The sequence below is a fragment of the Micromonospora sp. DT53 genome, assembly GCF_049841535.1.
Taxonomy (GTDB): domain Bacteria; phylum Actinomycetota; class Actinomycetes; order Mycobacteriales; family Micromonosporaceae; genus Micromonospora.
In genome coordinates, this window is sequence record NZ_JBNCKM010000011.1 from 66,645 (window position 1) to 84,920 (window position 18,276).

Here is an 18,276-nt window from a genome sequence, read left to right on the forward strand (position 1 = left end):
CCCAGCCCCGACGGCACGCGCCGGGGCCGCCGACCGCGGTGGCAGCAGGGCGTGGTCTACCCGAACCGGACCCTCTCAATCGCGGCGGGCTGGGGCGCTACCGCCCAGGCCGGACCGGACCGGCGTGCGCCGTCGGTTCCGATGCGTCGAGCCGCGGCCGACCGGCGCCCGGCGTACGCCGAGAGGGCACTCACCTCGCGCTGAGGGCGGCCGGTCCGTGCCGGCGAGGATTGATCCGGCCGGGGCGGGGTAGGTGCCGCCATGGTCGCTGCCGGTCGGCGCGGAGCGGACGCGGGCCCGTCGACCGTACGGCTCTGGGATCGCGTGGTGGACACCTTGCGCGACCGGGTCCGCCGGTTACGGACCATCGGCGGCCTCGCCCTGCAGGCCGGCCTGGCCGCGGCGCTGTCCTGGTTCGTGGCCCACTCGCTCTTGCAGGTGTCGCAGCCGGTCTTCGCGCCGATCTCCGCCGTCTCGACGCTCGCCGCGTCCGTGGGCCAGCGGTTGCGTCGCACCGTCGAGCTGATCATCGGCGTCACCGTCGGGGTGCTGATCGGCGACCTGCTGCTCCTGGTGATCGGCACGGGGTGGTGGCAGCTGGCCCTGATCGTCGTGCTGGCGATCGTCGTCGCGCTCTTCCTTGCGGGCAGCGCGGCGGTGGTGGTCCAGGCCGGGGCGACGGCGGTGCTCATCGCCACGCTCAGCCCTGCCGTCCGTGATCTGGAGATCCCCCGGTTCGTGGACGCGCTCGTCGGGGGAGGGGTGGCGTTGCTGGTCACCGCCGTGTTGCTGCCGCTGAACCCGCTACGGGTGCTCAACCGGGCCGCGCGGCCGGCGTTGGAGCTCCTGGCGACCCAGCTCGACGGCACCGCCGAGGCGTTGACCGAGCGGGACGCCGACCGGGCCCGTGCCGCCCGGGGTGAGCTGCGGCAGAGCGCGGGCCGGTTGAAGGCGTTCGTCGAGGCGACCCAGGGTGCCCGGGAGGCGAGCACCCTGTCACCGGTGTACTGGCACCAACGGCACGGACCGGTGGGCCGCTACGCGCGGGCGGCGGAGCCGATCGACCGGGCGATGCGCAACAGCGGCACCCTGATCCGACGGTCGGTGACGCTCATCGAGGACGGCGAGCCGGTGCCGGAGTCGTTGCCGACGGCGGTGGCCGACCTCGCCGAGGCCGTCCGCCTGCTCAAGCGGCAGTTCGCCGCCGGCGCTGAGCCGAATCGGGCGCGGGAGCAGGCGCTGCGGGCGGTCCGGACGGCCGGGCACGCCTATCGGGACGGTGTCGGCTTCTCGGGTGCGGTCGTGGTGGCACAGATCCGGACGACCGTCAGTGATCTCCTGGTCGCCTCCGGCCTCACCCAGGAGGACGCGAATCACCTGGTCCGGAGGGTTTTCGGCGACCTCTGAGCGGCCGGTGGCCCGCAGCGGCGCCAGCCGGCGGCACCTTCTTGAGCCATGACTGTTGCACTCTGAGCCAAAGTGGTGCCATGATGGTGCCATGGAGCTGAGGTCATACGTCGAGAACCTGCGTAACGAGTTCGCCGTGGCCGCGGAGGGTGTGGACCCGGAGGCCCGGGTGCTGGCCGAACGGCTCTTCGCACAGTTGGAGGCGGCCACCCGTCTCACCCTGCTCGAAGCGCTCTCCGACGCGGCCGACGAGATCACCCGCGACCTCGCACCGGGTTCGGTGCACGTCCGGTTGCGCGGGCGCGAGCCCGACTTCGTGGTGCTGCCGGCCAGCCCGCCGGTCGAGGTGGTCAGCGAGCCCAGCTGCCCGCCACCGCTGTCGGTGCCGGTGTCCGCGCCCGACGGTGACGAGGGCGGCACCTCACGGATCAACCTGCGGCTCCCCGACCACCTGAAGGCCAGCGTGGAGGACGCCGCCGGCCGCGCCGGGCTCTCGGTCAACGCCTGGCTGGTGCGCGCCGTCGCCGGTGCCATCGGTGCGGGCGAGACGGAGCGTCGCCCACCCCGTCGACCGGAGCCGCGCTCCGGCCAGCACTTCACCGGCTGGGCCCGCTAACTTCCCGTACCCCTTCCACCACGCCGCTGACCAGCGGCGACCTTCGCCGACCACCTTCCGGGAGACCACCATGCCTGTTTTCGAAACGCCAGAACCGATCTCCGTGCAGATCGAGCTGCCGATCGGCGATGCCTGGATCGCCGCGAGTGACCGCACCGACACGGTGGTGACGGTGCGGCCCCGCGACCCGTCGAGCAAGGCCGACGTGAGCGCCGCCGAACAGAGCACCGTCGAGTTCGCCGGCGGGCGACTGGTGATCCGGGTGCCGAAGAGTTGGCGCCGCTACGCGTTCGGCTCCGGGCCGTCGGTCGACGTCCTGATCGAGGTGCCGACCGGGTCACGGGTGTTCGCCGAGGCGGCGTGGGCGGCGTTCCGCTGCGAGGGTCGGCTCGGCGAGTGTCGGATCAAGACCGGCAGCGGCATCCGACTCGACGAGACCGGGCCACTGGAGATCGACAGTAGCCACGGCGAGGTCGCGGTCGAGCGTGTCCTGGGTTCCGCCCGGGTGAAGGTCTCGTCCGGCAAGGTGCGCATCGGCGCGGTCGACGGCACCGCCGAGATCAAGAATTCGTCCGGCGACTGCTGGATCGGCCGCAGCGGTGGCGACGTCCGGATCAACACGGCCTACGGCGACATCACCGTGGACGCGGCGCTGGCCTCGGTGACGGCGCGCACCGCCTACGGCAACCTCCGGCTGGGTGAGGTCACCCGCGGCGCGATCGACGCGCAGACCTCCTACGGCGCGATCGAGGTCGGCATCCGTCGCGGTACCGCCGCCTGGCTCGACGTCAGTTCCAAGCACGGCCGGGTGCACAACGCGCTGGAGTCGACCGACAGCCCGGCGCAGACCGACGAGACGGTCGAGGTCCGGGCGAACACCTCCTACGGCGACGTCATGATCCGCCGCGCCTGACCCACCGCAGCGCCTGACCGATCACCGCGCCGACCGTAAATGAGGAGACCATGACCAGTTCCATGAACCCCGCGATCGTCGCCACCGACCTGCGCAAGTCCTACGGCGACAAGGTCGTGCTGGACGGCATCGACCTGATGATCACCGAGGGCACGATCTTCGCGTTGCTCGGGCCCAACGGCGCCGGCAAGACCACCACCGTGCAGATCCTCTCCACCCTGATCAATGCCGACGGCGGTGCGGCCCGGGTCTTCGGTCACGACCTGACCCGAGACCCCGACGCGGTACGCGCGCTGATCGGCGTCACCGGCCAGTTCTCCGCCGTCGACAACCTGCTCACCGGTCGGGAGAACCTGGCCCTGATGGCCGACCTGTGCCACCTGGACAGGGCCGCCGGTCGGCGGCGGATCGCCGATCTGCTCGACCAGTTCGACCTGGCCGAGGCTGCGGGCAAGCCGGTGTCGACGTACTCCGGTGGCATGCGCCGGCGGCTCGACCTCGCCATGACCCTGGTTGGCGAGCCCCGCGTCATCTTCCTCGACGAGCCGACCACAGGCCTCGACCCGCGCAGCCGCCGGGCCATGTGGCACATCATCCGCGCACTCGCCGCCGAGGGCGTCACGATCCTGCTCACCACGCAGTACCTGGAGGAGGCCGACCAGCTCGCCGACCGGGTGGCGTTCCTCGACCACGGCCGACTGATCGCCGAGGGCACGCCGCGTGAGCTCAAGCGGCTCATCCCGGGCGGCCACGTCGTGTTGCAGTTCGCCGACCAGGAGGGGCTCGACTCGGCGGCCCGAACGTTCGAGGCCGCCACCCGGGACGACGCGGCGCTCACCCTCCAGGTGCCGAGTGACGGCGGGGTCGGGTCGCTGCGATCCCTGCTCGACCAGCTCGACCGCGCCTCGATCAGCGTGGCGGGGCTCTCCGTGCACACCCCCGACCTCGACGACGTCTTCCTCACCCTCACCGGTCAGCCCGACACCCAGGCCGGCCGACCCGACCACGAAAGGGCTCCCGCGCGATGAGCACCCTCTCCCTCGCCGTCCGCGACTCGAGCACCATGCTGCGGCGCAACCTATTGCACATGCGGCGGTACCCGTCGATGACGTTCCTGCTCATCGGCATCCCGATCATCATCCTGCTGCTCTTCGTCTACGTGTTCGGCGGCACGCTCGGCGCCGGCCTCGGCCCGACCGGCGACCGCTCCCAGTACGCCAACTACGTCACCCCCGGCATCCTGCTCATCACGGTGGTCAGCGCCGCGCAGGGCACCGCCATCTCGGTCGCGATGGACATGACCGAGGGCATCATCGCCCGGTTCCGGACGATGTCGATCTTCCGACCGTCGGTCCTGACGGGCCACGTCCTGGGCAGCCTGGTCCAGACCATGCTCAGCCTCGCGGCCGTCACCGTCGTGGCGCTGCTGGTCGGGTTCCGGCCCACGGCCAACGCGGTCGAATGGCTCGCCGCGGTCGGCGTGCTGGCAATGATCACTTTTGCGCTCACCTGGCTGTCCGTCGCCCTCGGTCTGGTCAGCGACAGCGTCGAGACGGCCAGCAACCTGCCCATGCCGCTGATCCTCCTGCCGTTCCTCGGCAGCGGGTTCGTCCCCACCGACTCCATGCCTGCCGCCGTGCGGTGGTTCGCGGACTACCAGCCCTTCACGCCCGTCATGGAGACCCTTCGCGGCCTGCTCCTCGGCACCGGGATCGGCGCCAACGGGATCATCGCGGTCGTCTGGTGCGCCGTCATCAGTGTGGGCTGCTTCCTCTGGGCCAAGGCCCTGTACAACCGCAACCGGACGGCCTGACCCGACCGGCGCGGTCTCGCCATCGCGACAGAGAGCCGGCGGCTCGGCCCAGAGGGGTCGGGGCGCCGGCTCGTGGTGTGGCGCTCGCCGGTGGCGCGAGCGCCACGATCGGGCCGCGGATGATCACATGATCCGGTCGCGGATCGGCGGATGATCGCATGATCGACTCGGTTTTCGTGAAGCCGGCCGGTCGCACCGCCGCGGACCCCACGACGTCAGGAAAGACGAGTGGACCTTGCTCGCCGGCGCCGTCCGCGGCGCGGCCGACCCGGACGCCGGGGGCGCACCAAGACGTTGAATGTTATCGATAACACGGTCGCGTCGTCCGGCTGCGCGCGGCGCGGGTTGCCCCTGCGGAGCGCTCAGCCATCAGCCCGCATGGTCATCGATGGCTCTGGCGCGGTTCCGAGAACGCGGGCGCGACGCCCGGGCGATGTTATCGCTGCCATCATCGCCAAAAGGGAAGTGGTCGCTATCGGACGGTCGTCCCGCAGTGTCCGGCCCGTTGGACCCGTCGCCCCACCTGTCGACAGGTCTCCGGGCGACAGCCGGCTCCCGGGAGAGCCCCTTTCGTCACATGTCTGCCACCGTTGCCGCCGGAATCGCGCGGTTTGCACCGGTCCGCTATTGACCCTCCCGAGTCGGTCCGCCTTCCGCGTTCCGTTACGGAGCTGTTGCGGGTAGATGTCTTGACGAGCCTGGATGTGAGCGTTAACACTATCCCCGTTAACGGTGGAGGTGAACATGAACCGTGTGGACGGAGTTGACGACCGCTACGTCGTCGGTGTCGACTACGGCACCCTGTCCGGGCGAGCTCTGGTGGTCCGTGTCGGCGATGGTGCCGAGTTGGGGACCGCGGTGCACGAGTACGGCGATGCAGTGATCAGCACGACCCTTCCGGGAGGTCGATCCCTACCCCCGGACTGGGCCCTGCAGAACCCGCAGGACTACCGCGACGTGCTGCGGTACGCCGTTCCGGCGGCGGTTGCCGCCGCGGGGGTGGACCCGGCGGCGGTGGTCGGCATCGGCATCGACTTCACCGCCTGCACCGTGCTGCCGACGCTCGCCGACGGCACCCCGCTGTGCGAGACGCCCGAGTTGCGCGACCGACCGCACGCCTGGGTCAAGCTGTGGAAGCACCACGCCGCGCAGCCGCACGCCGACCGGATCAACGCGCTGGCCCACGAGCGGGCCGAGCCGTGGATCGGCAGGTACGGCGGCAAGATCTCCGCCGAGTGGCAGTACGCCAAGGGCCTGCAGATCCTGGAGGAGGACCCGGAGGTCTACGACCGGGCCGAGCGCTTCATCGAGGCGGCCGACTGGATCGTCTGGCAGCTCTGCGGCACCGAGACCCGCAACGTCTGCACCGCCGGATACAAGGGCATCCTGCAGGACGGTCACTATCCCTCCGAGGGCTTCCTGACCGCGCTCAACCCCAGCTTCGGCGACTTCGTGGCCAAGTTGGACGGCCCGTTGCTGCCCCTCGGCGCCCGGGCCGGTGCGCTCACTGCCCAGGCCGCCGCCTGGACCGGTCTGCCGGAGGGGATCGCGGTGGCCGTCGGCAACGTCGACGCGCACGTCACCGCGGCTTCCGCGCAGGCGGTGGAGCCCGGTCGACTGGTCGCCATCATGGGCACCTCGACCTGCCACGTCGTCAACGGCGCGGAGGTCGCCGAGGTGGCCGGCATGTGCGGTGTCGTGGACGGCGGCATCAGCCCCGGCGCGTGGGGATACGAGGCCGGGCAGAGCGGTGTCGGCGACATCTTCGGCTGGTTCGTCGAGCACGCCGCCCCGGCCGGGGTCGACTCGCACGAACGCCTCACCGAGCTGGCCGCGAGCCAGCCCGTCGGCGCGCACGGCCTGGTCGCCCTGGACTGGTGGAACGGCAACCGTTCGCTGCTGGTCAACCACGACCTCAGCGGGATGATCGTCGGCCTGACCCTGGCCACCCGGCCGCAGGACATCTACCGGGCCCTGTTGGAGTCCACCGCGTACGGCACCCGGATGATCATCGAGGCGTTCGTCGACGCCGGCGTTCCGGTGAACGACCTGGTGATCGCCGGTGGTCTGACCAACAACGCGCTGCTGATGCAGATCTACGCCGACGTGACCAGGCGACCGCTGAACATCATCGCCTCGGCGCAGGGGCCGGCGCTGGGCTCGGCGATCCACGCCGCCGTCGCCGCCGGTGAGTTCCCCTCGATCCACGAGGCGTCGCAGGCGATGGGTCGGGTGCACGAGGCCGTCTACCGTCCGGACCCCGAGCGGGCACGCGCCTACGACGCCCTCTACGCCGAGTACCGGGCGCTGCACGACCACTTCGGTCGCGGCGGCAACGACGTCATGCTCCGCCTTCGGGCGATCCGCAACGCGGCGGTCGAGACCGCCGCGGCCCCGCACGAGGCCCCGCTGGAGGTGGTGGCGTGAACCCCGAGGTGACCCGACAGATCGGCGAGCTGCGCGAGACCGTCGCCCGCCTGCACGCCGAGCTGACCCGGTACAACCTGGTCGCCTGGACGTCCGGCAACGTCTCCGCGAGGGTCCCCGGCCAGGATCTGATGCTGATCAAGCCGAGTGGGGTGAGCTACGACGACCTCACTGCGGCCACGATGGTGGTGTGTGACCTCGACGGCGTTCTCGTCGAGGGCGACTTCGCCCCGTCCAGCGACACCGCCGCCCACGCCTACGTCTACCGGGCCATGCCCGAGGTCGGCGGGGTCGTGCACACGCACAGCTCGTACGCGACCGCCTGGGCCGCGTGCGGGGAGTCGATCCCCTGCCACCTCACCGCGCAGGCCGACGAGTTCGGCGGGGAGATCCCGATCGGCCCGTTCGCGCTGATCGGCGGTGACGACATCGGCAAGGGCATCGTCGCCACGCTCGCCGGGCACCGCTCGCCCGCGGTGCTGATGCGCAACCACGGCGTGTTCACCATCGGCCGCGACGCCAAGGCGGCGGTCAAGGCGGCGGTCATGTGCGAGGACGTGGCCCGTACCGCACACCTGGCCCACACCCTCGGGCAGCCGGTCCCGATGGCGCAGGCCGACATCGACTCTCTCTACGACCGCTACCAGAACGTCTACGGCCAACAACCAGTCGCACCGGCGGGTTCCTGACCCTGCACCGATCATCCGGGCCCGTCGGTCTGCACCACGACGCACCAGCACGCACCACCCGCGTTCGCCGCTCTTTCGCACCTCGGCGGTCGGCGCGGTTACCCACCACATCCAGCCAAGGAGATTCGATGGGAAAGATGCGAACGCAGTCCGCTCCGTGGCGCGCTGCCGCGGTCCTCGCCAGCGTGCTGCTGGTCGGCGGCGTGGCGGCCTGCGGCAACAGCGACACGGGCGGCGGCGGCACCAAGGACGACGGCAAGATCACGATGGGCTTCTCCCAGGTCGGCGCGGAGAGCGGATGGCGTACGGCGAACACCATCTCGATCAAGGAGGCCGCCACGGCAGCCGGAATCGAGCTGAAGTTCGACGACGCGCAGCAGAAGCAGGAAAACCAGATCAAGGCGATCCGCAACTACATCCAGCAGAAGGTGGACGTGATCGCCTTCTCGCCGGTGGTGGAGTCCGGGTGGGACACCGTGCTCAAGGAGGCCAAGGACGCCAAGATCCCGGTCATCCTGACCGACCGCTCGGTCGACTCGGCCGACAAGTCGCTGTACAAGACCTTCCTCGGCTCGGACTTCGTCAAGGAGGGCCGGCTCGCCGGTGAGTGGCTGGTCGAGCAGAAGAAGACCGCCTCGGGCCCGGTGAACATCGTCGAGCTGCAGGGCAGCACGGGCGCGGCGCCGGCGAACGACCGCAAGAAGGGCTTCGGTGAGGCGATCGCCGCCAACCCGAACCTGAAGGTCGTCGCCTCCCAGACGGGCGACTTCACCCGGGCCGGCGGTAAGCAGGTCATGGAGCAGTTCCTCAAGGCCAACAAGCAGATCGACGTGCTGTTCGCGCACAACGACGACATGGGTCTGGGCGCGCTCGAGGCGATCACCGCGGCTGGCAAGGTGCCCGGCAAGGACATCACCATCATCACGGTCGACGCCGTCAAGGACGGCATGCAGGCTCTCGCCGACGGGAAGTTCAACTTCATCGCGGAGTGCAGCCCGCTGCTCGGCCCACAGCTGATGGACCTGGCCAAGAAGGTCCACGCGGGCGAGGAGGTGCCTGCTCGGATCGAGACGCAGGAGACCACCTTCACGCCCGAGCAGGCCAAGGAAGCTCTGCCCAACCGTAAGTACTGATCGACGACGGGGTCGCCGCGTTCGCGTGGCGGCCCCGCCGCGTCGCTTTCCTACCCGAAACGGACCGGGCTTGGCCCGCGACGGCCCCCGCACCACGCCCGCCCGAGCGACCCCCAGGGGACGACCGGGCGGGCGTGGCGGGAGCGTAGCGGCCCTTCCGTGTCGACAACCCAGAAGAGGTCTGATGGGATGACGGATAGCCGTCCGGTCCTGACGATGACCGGGATCAGCAAGTCCTTCCCCGGGGTGCGCGCACTCCACGACGTCAACTTCCAGCTCTTCCCCGGCGAGGTGCACGCCCTGATGGGCGAGAACGGCGCCGGCAAGTCCACCCTCATCAAGGTGTTGACAGGCGTCTACGACACCGACGAGGGCGCGATCACCCTCGATGGCGAGCCCGTGTCGTTCACCGGGCCGATGCAGGCGACCGCCGCCGGTGTGAGCACCGTGTTCCAGGAGGTCAACCTCTGCACCAACCTGTCGGTGGCGGAGAACATCTTCATCGGCCGTGAGCCGCGACTCCTCGGCGCCGTCCGTTGGGGTGAGGTTCGCCGCCGCGCCCGAGCGCTGCTGGCCCGCCTCGACCTCGACCTCGACGTCAGCGCGCCGCTCGGCTCATACTCCCTGGCGATCCAGCAGATGGTCGCCATCGCCCGCGCCATCGACATCAAGGCCCGGGTGCTGATTCTGGACGAGCCGACATCCAGCCTCGACGCCAGCGAGGTGGCGCAGCTGTTCCGCATCATGCGGCAACTGCGCGACCAGGGCATCGCCATCCTGTTCGTGACGCACTTCCTCGACCAGGTCTACGATATCGCCGACCGGATCACCGTGCTGCGCAACGGCGGGCTCGTCGGCGAGTACCTCACCACCGAGCTGCCCCAGCTGTCGCTGGTCGAGAAGATGATCGGCAAGGAGCTCGACGTCCTGGAGGGCATCGAGGAGCACTCCCGACGGGACCTGGCCGCGCTGGAGGAGGGCACCCCCCTGGTGGCGGTGTCGAACTTCGGTCGGGCGGGCGCGGTCGCGCCGTTCAGCCTCACCATCCACGCCGGCGAGGTGGTGGGCCTGGCCGGCCTGCTGGGCTCGGGGCGTACCGAGGTCGCGCGGTTGTTGTTCGGCGCCGACCGCACCGACGGTGGTCAGGTCGCGGTCGACGGCACGGCGAGCAGCCTGCGCACCCCCGCCCAGGCCATCGACCAGGGCGTGGGTTTCTGTTCGGAGAACCGCCGCGCGGAGGGCATCGTCGCCGACCTGTCGGTCCGCGAGAACATGATCCTCGCCATGCAGGCGGCCCGCGGCTGGCTGCGGCCCATTCCGCGTCGTCGCCAGGACGAGCTTGTCGAAAAGTACGTCAAGGCCCTCAACATCCGGCCCGCCGACCCGGAGGTTCCGGTACGTAACCTGTCCGGCGGCAACCAGCAGAAGGTGCTGCTGGCCCGGTGGCTGATCACGGAGCCACGCCTGCTGATCCTCGACGAGCCGACCCGGGGCATCGACATCGGCGCGAAGACCGAGATCCAGAAGCTCGTGACGCAGTTGTCCGACGGGGGCATGGCGGTGCTGTTCATCTCCGCCGAGCTGGAGGAGGTGCTGCGCCTCAGCCACAAGGTGGCCGTGATGCGGGACCGCCAGATGGTCGCGCAGCTCGCCAACGACGAGAGCCTCGACGCCGACCGCATCATGCAGACCATCGCCAGCGGATCCCACCGGGAGGAGGCAGACCGATGAACGACACCATGAGCCGCTATCGGACGATGATGGGTCACCGGCTGTTCTGGCCCGCCGCCGTGCTGTTCGCCATGCTCGCCGCGAACACGATCTACCGGCCCGGGTTCCTGTCCGTCGAGCTCAAGGACGGGCACCTGTACGGCACGCCTATCGACATCCTGCGGCTGAGCGCACCGCTGATCCTCGTCGCGTTGGGCATGACCCTGGTCATCTCGACCGGCGGCATCGACCTGTCGGTCGGCTCGCTCTGCGCGATCAGCGGCGCGATCGCCTGCATGTACATCAGCAAGCAGCCCGACCAGAACAGCGTCGGCGTGGTGGTGACCGCCCTCGCGATGGCGCTGGGGGTGTCGCTCGTGCTCGGCGCCTGGAACGGGGTGCTGGTGGCCGTGATCGGCATCCAACCGATCATCGCCACCCTGATCCTGATGGTCGCCGGCCGGGGTCTCGCCCAGCTGATCACCGAGGGTCAGATCATCACCATCAACTCCGAGCCGTACCGGGCGATCGGCCTGGGCCACGCGTTGACCCTGCCGCTGGCCATCTTCATCGCCCTCGCCGCGGCCCTGCTGGTCGCCGCGTTCACCCGTCGCACCGCACTCGGCATGATCATCGAGTCGGTGGGCGGCAACGCGGTGGCCAGCCGGCTCGCCGGCATCCGGTCCGGGCGGGTCATCTTCCTCGCGTACGTGATCAGCGCCGCGTGCGCAGCGGTCGCCGGGTTCATGATGACGGCCAACGTCTCCAGCGCCGACGGCAACGCCGCCGGTCTCTGGGTCGAACTGGACGCGATCCTCGCGGTCGTCATCGGCGGTACGTCCCTCGCGGGCGGCCGGTTCTTCCTCAGCGGCACGATCATCGGCGCGCTGATCATCCAGACCCTCACCACCACGGTGTACGCCATGGACATCTCACCGCAGACCTCGCTGCTGTTCAAAGCGGTAGTCGTCATCGCCGTCTGCCTCATCCAGGCACCGGCCTTCCGGGCCCGGTTCAGCCGCCGTAGGCGCAACGTCCCGCCGGCCGCCAGCATCGCCGACAAGCCGAAGGAGCAGGTGCCGGCATGACCACTGGAACGCTTACCGCCGGTCGTACCCGGTTCCGGCTGCCGAGGAAGCAGATACCGGTCCTGGCGACGCTCGCCCTGCTGCTGGTGATGTACGCCATCGGCGTCTCGCAGTACTCGGCGTTCTCCAACGTCCAGGTCATCTTCAACGTCTTCATCGACAACGGCTTCCTGCTCGTCGTCGCGGTGGGCATGACGTTCGTGATCCTCACCGGTGGCATCGACCTGTCGGTCGGGTCGGTCGTCGCCATGACGGCGATGGTGTCGGCCGCGTTGCTGCAGGACGGCATGCCGGCGGCGCTGGTGCTCGTCATCGCCCTGCTCATCGGCCCGACGCTCGGCCTGTTGATGGGCTGCGTCATCCACTTCTTCGAGATCCAGCCGTTCATCGTCACGCTCGCCGGGATGTTCTTCGCCCGGGGCATGTGCACGTTCATCTCGGGCGCGTCGATCCCGATCACCGACGGGTTCTGGACCTCGATGTCGCAGGAGCGGATCGGTAACCCCCAGGGCAACTTCGTGTCGATCAGCGTGCTGATCGCCTTCGTGGTGGTCGTCATCGCCGCGTACACGCTCGCCTACACCCGACTGGGTCGCAACGTGTACGCCATTGGCGGCAACCCGCAGTCGGCGCTGCTGATGGGTCTGCCGGTGGGACGGACCCGGATCGCCGTCTACACGATCAGTGGCCTGTGCTCGGCCATCGGCGGGATCCTGCTGTCCTTCTACACCCTCTCCGGCGCGCCTCTGATCGCCGTGGGGATGGAGCTGGACGTCATCGCCGCCGTGGTCATCGGTGGCACGGTGCTCACCGGCGGCGCGGGTTACGTCTTCGGCACGGTGCTCGGCGTACTGGTCCTGGGCGTGATCCAGACCCTCATCACCTTCGATGGGAGCCTCAACTCCTGGTGGACGAAGATCGTGATTGGCGGCCTGCTCTTCGCGTTCATCCTCCTGCAGCGCCTCATCGGAATCCGTTACAAGTGACCGCCCCTCTCGCGGAAGGCAACCCCATGGCACACACACAGAACCCGAGATCTGGTTCCTCACCGGCAGCCAAGGCATGTACGGCGAGGAGACGCTCCGCCAGGTGGCCGAGCAGTCCCGCCAGATCGCGGCCGCGCTCGACGACTCGCCGCAGATTCCCGCCCGCGTGGTCTGGAAGCCCGTCCTGACCAACAGCGGTGAGATCCTGCAGGTCTGCCGAGACGCCGCCGCTCAGGGTGCCGTCGGGGTCATCGCCTGGATGCACACGTTCTCGCCGGCCAAGATGTGGATCTCCGGTCTGGACGCGTTGCAGACACCGCTGCTGCACCTGCACACCCAGGCCAACGTTCTGCTGCCGTGGAACGACATCGACATGGACTTCATGAACCTGAACCAGGCCGCCCACGGCGACCGCGAGTTCGGGTACATCCAGACGCGTCTCGGTGTGGCCCGTAAGACGGTGGCCGGGCACGTCAGTGACCCGCGGGTGACCACCAGGGTGGGGGCGTGGGCGCGCGCCGCGCTGGGCTGGTCGGCGATGCGGTCGCTGCGCCTGGCGCGTTTCGGCGACAACATGCGCGACGTCGCGGTGACCGAGGGCGACAAGGTCGAGGCCGAGCTGCGCTTCGGGGTCTCGGTCAACACCTACGGCGTCAACGACCTGGTCGAGGTGGTCGGCGAGGTCACCGACGCGCAGGTGGACGACCTGGTCAAGGAGTACGAGGACACCTACCGCATCGTCGGCGAGCTGCTGCCCGGCGGCGAGCAGCACGACTCGCTGCGGTACGCCGCGCGCCTGGAACTGGGCATGCGCGCCTTCCTGGACGCGGGTGGGTTCCGGGCCTTCACGACGAACTTCGAGGACCTCGGAGGGCTGCGTCAGCTGCCGGGCATCGCCGTGCAGCGGCTGATGGCGGACGGCTACGGCTTCGGCGGCGAGGGCGACTGGAAGACCTCGGTCCTGGTCCGCACCCTCAAGGCGATGTCGGTGGGCGTGAGCGGCGGCACGTCGTTCATGGAGGACTACACCTACGACCTCACCCCGGGCAACGAGCTGGTGCTCGGGGCGCACATGCTGGAGGTCTGCCCGACCATCGCGTCGGACGTGCCCAACGTGGAGATCCATCCGCTGAGCATCGGTGGCCGGGAGGACCCGGTCCGGCTGGTCTTCGACGCCGCACCCGGTCCGGCCGTGGTGCTCGGGCTGGCCGACATGGGCGAGCGCTTCCGGCTCGTGGCCAACGAGATCGACGTCGTGTCCCCGCCGCAACCGCTGCGCCGGTTGCCGGTCGCCCGGGCCGTCTGGCGTCCGCGCCCCGACCTGCCCGTCTCGGCCGAGGCGTGGATCACCGCGGGCGCACCGCACCACACCGTGCTGTCGCAGGCGGTGGGCGTGGAGGAGCTGCACGACCTGGCGGAGATGAGTCGCACCGAGCTCGTCGTCATCGACGCCGAGACGGAGGCCCGCCGCTTCGCCGACGAGCTGCGCTGGAACCAGGCGTACTACCGGCTGGCCCGCGGCTTCTGATTCGCGCGGTCTGATCGTACGAAAAACGGGTGGTCCACCCCTGCCTGCGGGCGGGGGTGGGCCACCCGTTCGTGTGTGCGCCAGCCGTGCCACGAGGCGGTTGTGTTACGCCTTGACTAACAGCATGTTATCGCTCACAGTCTATAGCCAAGATGGTCGATGTCGTTGGCTGGTCCGGCCGCGCTCGCGTCCCACCCCTGCGGTTTCGGCACCTCGTCACCGCGACGGTCGGGTAATCGGTGTTAGCGATCACATGGCCGGGCCTGGTCAGCTCGGTGCCCCGCCCGGCGCCGCGGACGCCGGCCCAGACCGCACGGTTCGCGTCAGCAGAGGAGGATCATGCTTTCCATCGGTCGGGTTCCCCGGGGTGCGCCACGGCGGCGCGGGTGGCTGTCGAGACTCGCCGTCGCCGCGATGGTGCTTGTGGTCGGTGGCGCGGCTGCGGCCGTCGCCTCGTCGCCGGCGTCGGCGGCCACTGTCGACACCAGCGCCTGGTACGTGTTGGTGAACCGCAACAGTGGCAAGGCCGTGGACGTGTACAACATGGCCACGAACGACGGAGCGCGGATCACCCAGTGGACGCGTAACAACGGCAACCAGCAGCAGTGGCAGTTCGTGGACTCCGGAGGCGGCTACTACCGACTCAAGTCGCGGTTGTCGGGCAAGGTGCTGGACGTCTCCGGCCGCTCCACCGCCAACGGCGGTGCGATCGTGCAGTGGGCTGACAACAACGGCACCAACCAGCAGTTCCGGCTGGCCGACTCGGACGGTGGGTACGTCCGGTTGATCAACCGCAACAGCAACAAGGCGATGGAGGTGCAGGGCGCCTCGACCGCCGACGGTGGCAACATCGTGCAGTACGACGACTGGAACGGCACCAACCAGCAGTGGCAGCTCGTCCGCGTCGACGGCGGGACCGACCCCACGACGCCACCGCCCTCGAACGGCACGTACTCGAACCCGACGGTCTGGCAGGACTTCGCCGACGTCGACATCATCCGCGTGGACAACGCCTACTACATGTCGGCGTCCACCATGCACTACTCACCGGGCGCGCCGGTCCTGCGCTCGTACGACCTGGTCAACTGGGAGTTCGCCGGTCACTCCGTGCCCAAGCTCGATTTCGGCTCGAAGTACGACATGAGCGGCGGTAGTAACGCGTACGTCGACGGGATCTGGGCCTCGACGCTGAACTACCGGCCGAGCAACAAGACGTACTACTGGGCCGGGTGCATCGACTTCGCGCAGACCCACATCTACACCGCGTCCGCCGTCGACGGCACCTGGAGCAAGCACACCACCATCCCCAACTGCTACTACGACGCGGGGATGCTGATCGACGACAACGACACCATGTACGTGGCGTACGGCAACGGCACCATCAGCGTCGCGCAGCTGTCCGCGGACGGGAAGTCCCAGGTCCGCGCCCAGCAGGTGTACCAGACGCCGTCCAGCATCGGGACGCTGGAGGGCGCCCGCTTCTACAAGCGCAACGGCGCCTACTACATCTGGCTCACCCGCCCGGCCAACGGCCAGTACGTGCTGAAGTCCACGAACGGCCCGTTCGGCCCGTACGAGCAGCGTCAGGTGCTGCTCAACCTGCCCGGTCCGATCTCTGGCGGCGGCGTGCCGCACCAGGGTGGGCTGGTGCAGACCCAGAACGGCGACTGGTACTACATGTCCTTCGTCGACGCGTACCCCGGTGGTCGGATGCCGGCCATGGCCCCGATCACCTGGACCGGCGACGGCTGGCCCGTGCTGCAGACGGTCAACGGCACGTGGGGCAGCACCTACCCGAAGCCGAACCTGCCCGCGCCGCCCCGGGCGGTCAAGCCGCTCACCGGCACCGACACGTTCGCCGGCACCACCCTCGGCCCGCAGTGGGAGTGGAACCACAACCCCGACAACAGCAAGTGGTCGGTCAACAACGGGCTGAACCTGCAGACCGCCACCGTCACCGGCGACCTGTACAAGGCGCGCAACACGCTGACCCACCGGATCCAGGGCCCCACCTCCACCGCGACCATCGAGCTGGACTACTCCACCATGCGCGACGGTGATCGCACCGGCCTGGCGGTGCTGCGCAACTCGTCGGCCTGGATCGGAGTCCGACGGGACAACGGGTCCACACGTCTGGTCATGCAGAACGGCCTGACGATGGACGGCAGCTGGAACACCACGAGCACCGGCAGCGAGGTGGCGAGCACCGCCGTCTCCGGTGGCCGGATCTGGTTGCGCGCCAACGCGGACATCAGACCCGGCTCCGGGCGGCAGGCCCGTTTCTCGTACAGCACCGACGGGGTCAACTTCACCTCGTTCGGCAACGCCCTGACGTTGGCGAACAACTGGCAGTTCTTCATGGGCTACCGATTCGCCATCTTCAATCACGCGACACAGGCGCTCGGTGGCGCGGTCACCGTGCGACAGTTCAGCCTCACCACCCCGTGACACCTGTCACACGACGATCGGTCTGACCGGTGGCGCTGGCAACGCGTGCCTGGCGGCATGTCGAGTCCGCGCCACCGCGTCAGGTCCTCGCCGGCCTGCTCCATGCTCTGTCCGGGAGCGAGGGCAGGCCGGCGTACCACGTCGCGGCCGTGCCCGCACCGATTGGTCGCGTACTCCGGTGGGGACGCGACGTTGTACGGCTTCACCGCGTCGCACGGTCCACGCGAAGCCGTGCCGTGTTCGGGACCGTCGCTGGCGTAGACTGTCGGCGATCCAGCGCTGGTCACCTGGGATTCAGCACCGGCGTGGTGACTGAGCGAGGGGGACCGGGCCGGGCCGCTCCGGTCGACGTCGACGGGCCGCGGTCCGGAGATGTAGCGGGGGGAGTGAAATGGCCGTCCACGGTCCCGCGATGACGGACGTTGCTCGTCTCGCCGGTGTCTCCCATCAGACGGTGTCGCGGGTGCTCAACGGGCACCCCAACGTCCGTGAGCAGACCCGGCTTCGGGTGCGCGCGGCGATCGCCGAACTCGGCTACCGCCCCAATGGCGCGGCACGCGCCCTGGTGACCGGTCGATCGCAGGTCATCGGTGTGGTCGCGCAGAACACGACGCTCTACGGGCCGGCGTCGCTGCTGGCCGCGTTGGAGCAGACCGCCGCCGAAGAGGGTTTCGCGGTAAGTGTCGGCAGCGTGCGAAACCTCGACCACCGTTCCATCTCGGCGGCCGTCGAGCGGCACCTGTCGCACCGGGTCGCCGGCATCGTGGTCATCGCCCCGGTCGAGTCGGCCGGTGAGGCGCTGGAGCGCCTGCCCAAGGATGTCCCGCTGGTCACGGTCGACGGTGACCCGAGTCGGCCGGTGCCGTTGGTGACCGTCGACCAGGTGGCGGGCGCCCGGGCGGCGACGCAACATCTGCTCGACGCCGGGCACGGCACCGTCTGGCATGTCTCCGGGCCGACCGACTGGTTCGACAGCGTCGGCCGGATCGACGGCTGGCGGCAGGCGCTGCTGGCCGCCGGGCTGGATCCGCCGCCGCCGATGCCGGGGGACTGGTCCGCGGCGTCGGGTTACCGGTGCGGGCAGATGTTGGCGCGGATGCCGGAGGTCACCGCCGTCTTCACCGCCAACGACCATCTGGCGCTGGGCGTGCTGCGGGCGCTGCACGAGTTCGGCCGGCGGGTGCCGGACGAGATCAGCGTGGTCGGCTTCGACGACGTGCCGGAGGCGGCGTACTTCATTCCGCCGCTGACCACCGTCCGACCGGACTTCGACGCGGTGGCGCGGGCGAGCCTGCAGATGCTGCTGTCCCAGATCGAGTCGGGCACCGCTGGGGCGCTGCGGCAGACCGTCGCCCCGGCTCTGGTCGCCCGGGACAGCGTCGCCCCACCTCGTCGCTGACGGCTGGCCCAACCGGAGGTCGCCCCCGCGCGCCGCGGGGGAAGCAGTCCAGCCGCCCCGCTCCCCGCCCGAGTGGTCCACGCGCGCCAGCGTGCGCCGTTTTCGGCTTCCGCCTGGAT

14 protein-coding genes are annotated in these 18,276 nt (G+C 69.6%); all 14 read left to right on the forward strand.

Going from position 1 to position 18,276, the window contains the following annotated elements; genetic code table 11:
- The first annotated feature begins 261 nt into the window (after nt 1–261).
- On the forward strand, nt 262–1,407 hold the full coding sequence (locus ACLQ3B_RS28780) for an FUSC family protein (RefSeq protein ID WP_425783836.1): 1,146 nt from the start codon (nt 262–264) through the stop codon (nt 1,405–1,407).
- Between the two features lie 91 nt (nt 1,408–1,498).
- Nucleotides 1,499–2,023: a hypothetical protein gene (locus tag ACLQ3B_RS28785; protein WP_425783837.1), complete on the forward strand. Its 525-nt coding sequence runs from the start codon at nt 1,499–1,501 to the stop codon at nt 2,021–2,023.
- 70 nt (nt 2,024–2,093) lie between these two features.
- On the forward strand, nt 2,094–2,936 hold the full coding sequence (locus ACLQ3B_RS28790) for a DUF4097 family beta strand repeat-containing protein (RefSeq protein ID WP_425783838.1): 843 nt from the start codon (nt 2,094–2,096) through the stop codon (nt 2,934–2,936).
- Nucleotides 2,937–2,986: 50 nt separating this feature from the next.
- Complete coding sequence (locus ACLQ3B_RS28795; protein WP_425783839.1) at nt 2,987–3,964, forward strand: ATP-binding cassette domain-containing protein; 978 nt, start codon at nt 2,987–2,989, stop codon at nt 3,962–3,964.
- A complete protein-coding gene (locus tag ACLQ3B_RS28800; RefSeq protein WP_425783840.1) occupies nt 3,961–4,749 on the forward strand; it encodes an ABC transporter permease in 789 nt (262 codons plus the stop codon). Before ACLQ3B_RS28795 ends, ACLQ3B_RS28800 begins: the two co-directional genes overlap by 4 nt.
- A gap of 744 nt (nt 4,750–5,493) precedes the next feature.
- On the forward strand, nt 5,494–7,176 hold the full coding sequence (gene araB, locus ACLQ3B_RS28805; protein ID WP_425783841.1) for a ribulokinase: 1,683 nt from the start codon (nt 5,494–5,496) through the stop codon (nt 7,174–7,176).
- The gene (locus ACLQ3B_RS28810; RefSeq protein ID WP_425783842.1) at nt 7,173–7,865 is read left to right on the forward strand and encodes an L-ribulose-5-phosphate 4-epimerase; all 693 of its coding nucleotides are present in this window, start codon (nt 7,173–7,175) and stop codon (nt 7,863–7,865) included. Before araB ends, ACLQ3B_RS28810 begins: the two co-directional genes overlap by 4 nt.
- 128 nt (nt 7,866–7,993) lie before the next feature.
- Entirely contained in the window at nt 7,994–8,998 is a 1,005-nt protein-coding gene (locus tag ACLQ3B_RS28815) for an ABC transporter substrate-binding protein (protein ID WP_425783843.1), read from the forward strand.
- Nucleotides 8,999–9,187: 189 nt separating this feature from the next.
- Entirely contained in the window at nt 9,188–10,729 is a 1,542-nt protein-coding gene (locus tag ACLQ3B_RS28820; RefSeq protein ID WP_425783844.1) for a sugar ABC transporter ATP-binding protein, read from the forward strand.
- A complete protein-coding gene (locus ACLQ3B_RS28825) occupies nt 10,726–11,796 on the forward strand; it encodes an ABC transporter permease (RefSeq protein ID WP_425783845.1) in 1,071 nt (356 codons plus the stop codon). Before ACLQ3B_RS28820 ends, ACLQ3B_RS28825 begins: the two co-directional genes overlap by 4 nt.
- On the forward strand, nt 11,793–12,782 hold the full coding sequence (gene yjfF / locus ACLQ3B_RS28830) for a galactofuranose ABC transporter, permease protein YjfF (protein ID WP_425783846.1): 990 nt from the start codon (nt 11,793–11,795) through the stop codon (nt 12,780–12,782). The genes ACLQ3B_RS28825 and yjfF overlap by 4 nt, the downstream gene beginning before the upstream one ends.
- Before the next feature lie 49 nt (nt 12,783–12,831).
- Nucleotides 12,832–14,310 (forward strand): L-arabinose isomerase, encoded by a 1,479-nt coding sequence (araA, locus tag ACLQ3B_RS28835; protein WP_425784001.1) that lies wholly within the window; start codon nt 12,832–12,834, stop codon nt 14,308–14,310.
- Nucleotides 14,311–14,649: 339 nt separating this feature from the next.
- Complete coding sequence (locus ACLQ3B_RS28840) at nt 14,650–16,758, forward strand: family 43 glycosylhydrolase (RefSeq protein ID WP_425783847.1); 2,109 nt, start codon at nt 14,650–14,652, stop codon at nt 16,756–16,758.
- A 412-nt stretch (nt 16,759–17,170) separates the two neighbouring features.
- Nucleotides 17,171–18,157 (forward strand): LacI family DNA-binding transcriptional regulator, encoded by a 987-nt coding sequence (locus tag ACLQ3B_RS28845; RefSeq protein WP_425783848.1) that lies wholly within the window; start codon nt 17,171–17,173, stop codon nt 18,155–18,157.
- Nucleotides 18,158–18,276: the final 119 nt, after the last annotated feature.

Coding starts and splice junctions, on each gene's coding strand:
- ACLQ3B_RS28780 (WP_425783836.1), top strand. CDS start 262: ATGGTCGCTGCCGGTCGGCGCGGAGCGGACGCGGGCCCGTCGACCGTA.
- ACLQ3B_RS28785 (WP_425783837.1), top strand. CDS start 1,499: ATGGAGCTGAGGTCATACGTCGAGAACCTGCGTAACGAGTTCGCCGTG.
- ACLQ3B_RS28790 (WP_425783838.1), top strand. CDS start 2,094: ATGCCTGTTTTCGAAACGCCAGAACCGATCTCCGTGCAGATCGAGCTG.
- ACLQ3B_RS28795 (WP_425783839.1), top strand. CDS start 2,987: ATGACCAGTTCCATGAACCCCGCGATCGTCGCCACCGACCTGCGCAAG.
- ACLQ3B_RS28800 (WP_425783840.1), top strand. CDS start 3,961: ATGAGCACCCTCTCCCTCGCCGTCCGCGACTCGAGCACCATGCTGCGG.
- araB (WP_425783841.1), top strand. CDS start 5,494: ATGAACCGTGTGGACGGAGTTGACGACCGCTACGTCGTCGGTGTCGAC.
- ACLQ3B_RS28815 (WP_425783843.1), top strand. CDS start 7,994: ATGGGAAAGATGCGAACGCAGTCCGCTCCGTGGCGCGCTGCCGCGGTC.
- ACLQ3B_RS28820 (WP_425783844.1), top strand. CDS start 9,188: ATGACGGATAGCCGTCCGGTCCTGACGATGACCGGGATCAGCAAGTCC.
- ACLQ3B_RS28825 (WP_425783845.1), top strand. CDS start 10,726: ATGAACGACACCATGAGCCGCTATCGGACGATGATGGGTCACCGGCTG.
- yjfF (WP_425783846.1), top strand. CDS start 11,793: ATGACCACTGGAACGCTTACCGCCGGTCGTACCCGGTTCCGGCTGCCG.
- ACLQ3B_RS28840 (WP_425783847.1), top strand. CDS start 14,650: ATGCTTTCCATCGGTCGGGTTCCCCGGGGTGCGCCACGGCGGCGCGGG.
- ACLQ3B_RS28845 (WP_425783848.1), top strand. CDS start 17,171: ATGACGGACGTTGCTCGTCTCGCCGGTGTCTCCCATCAGACGGTGTCG.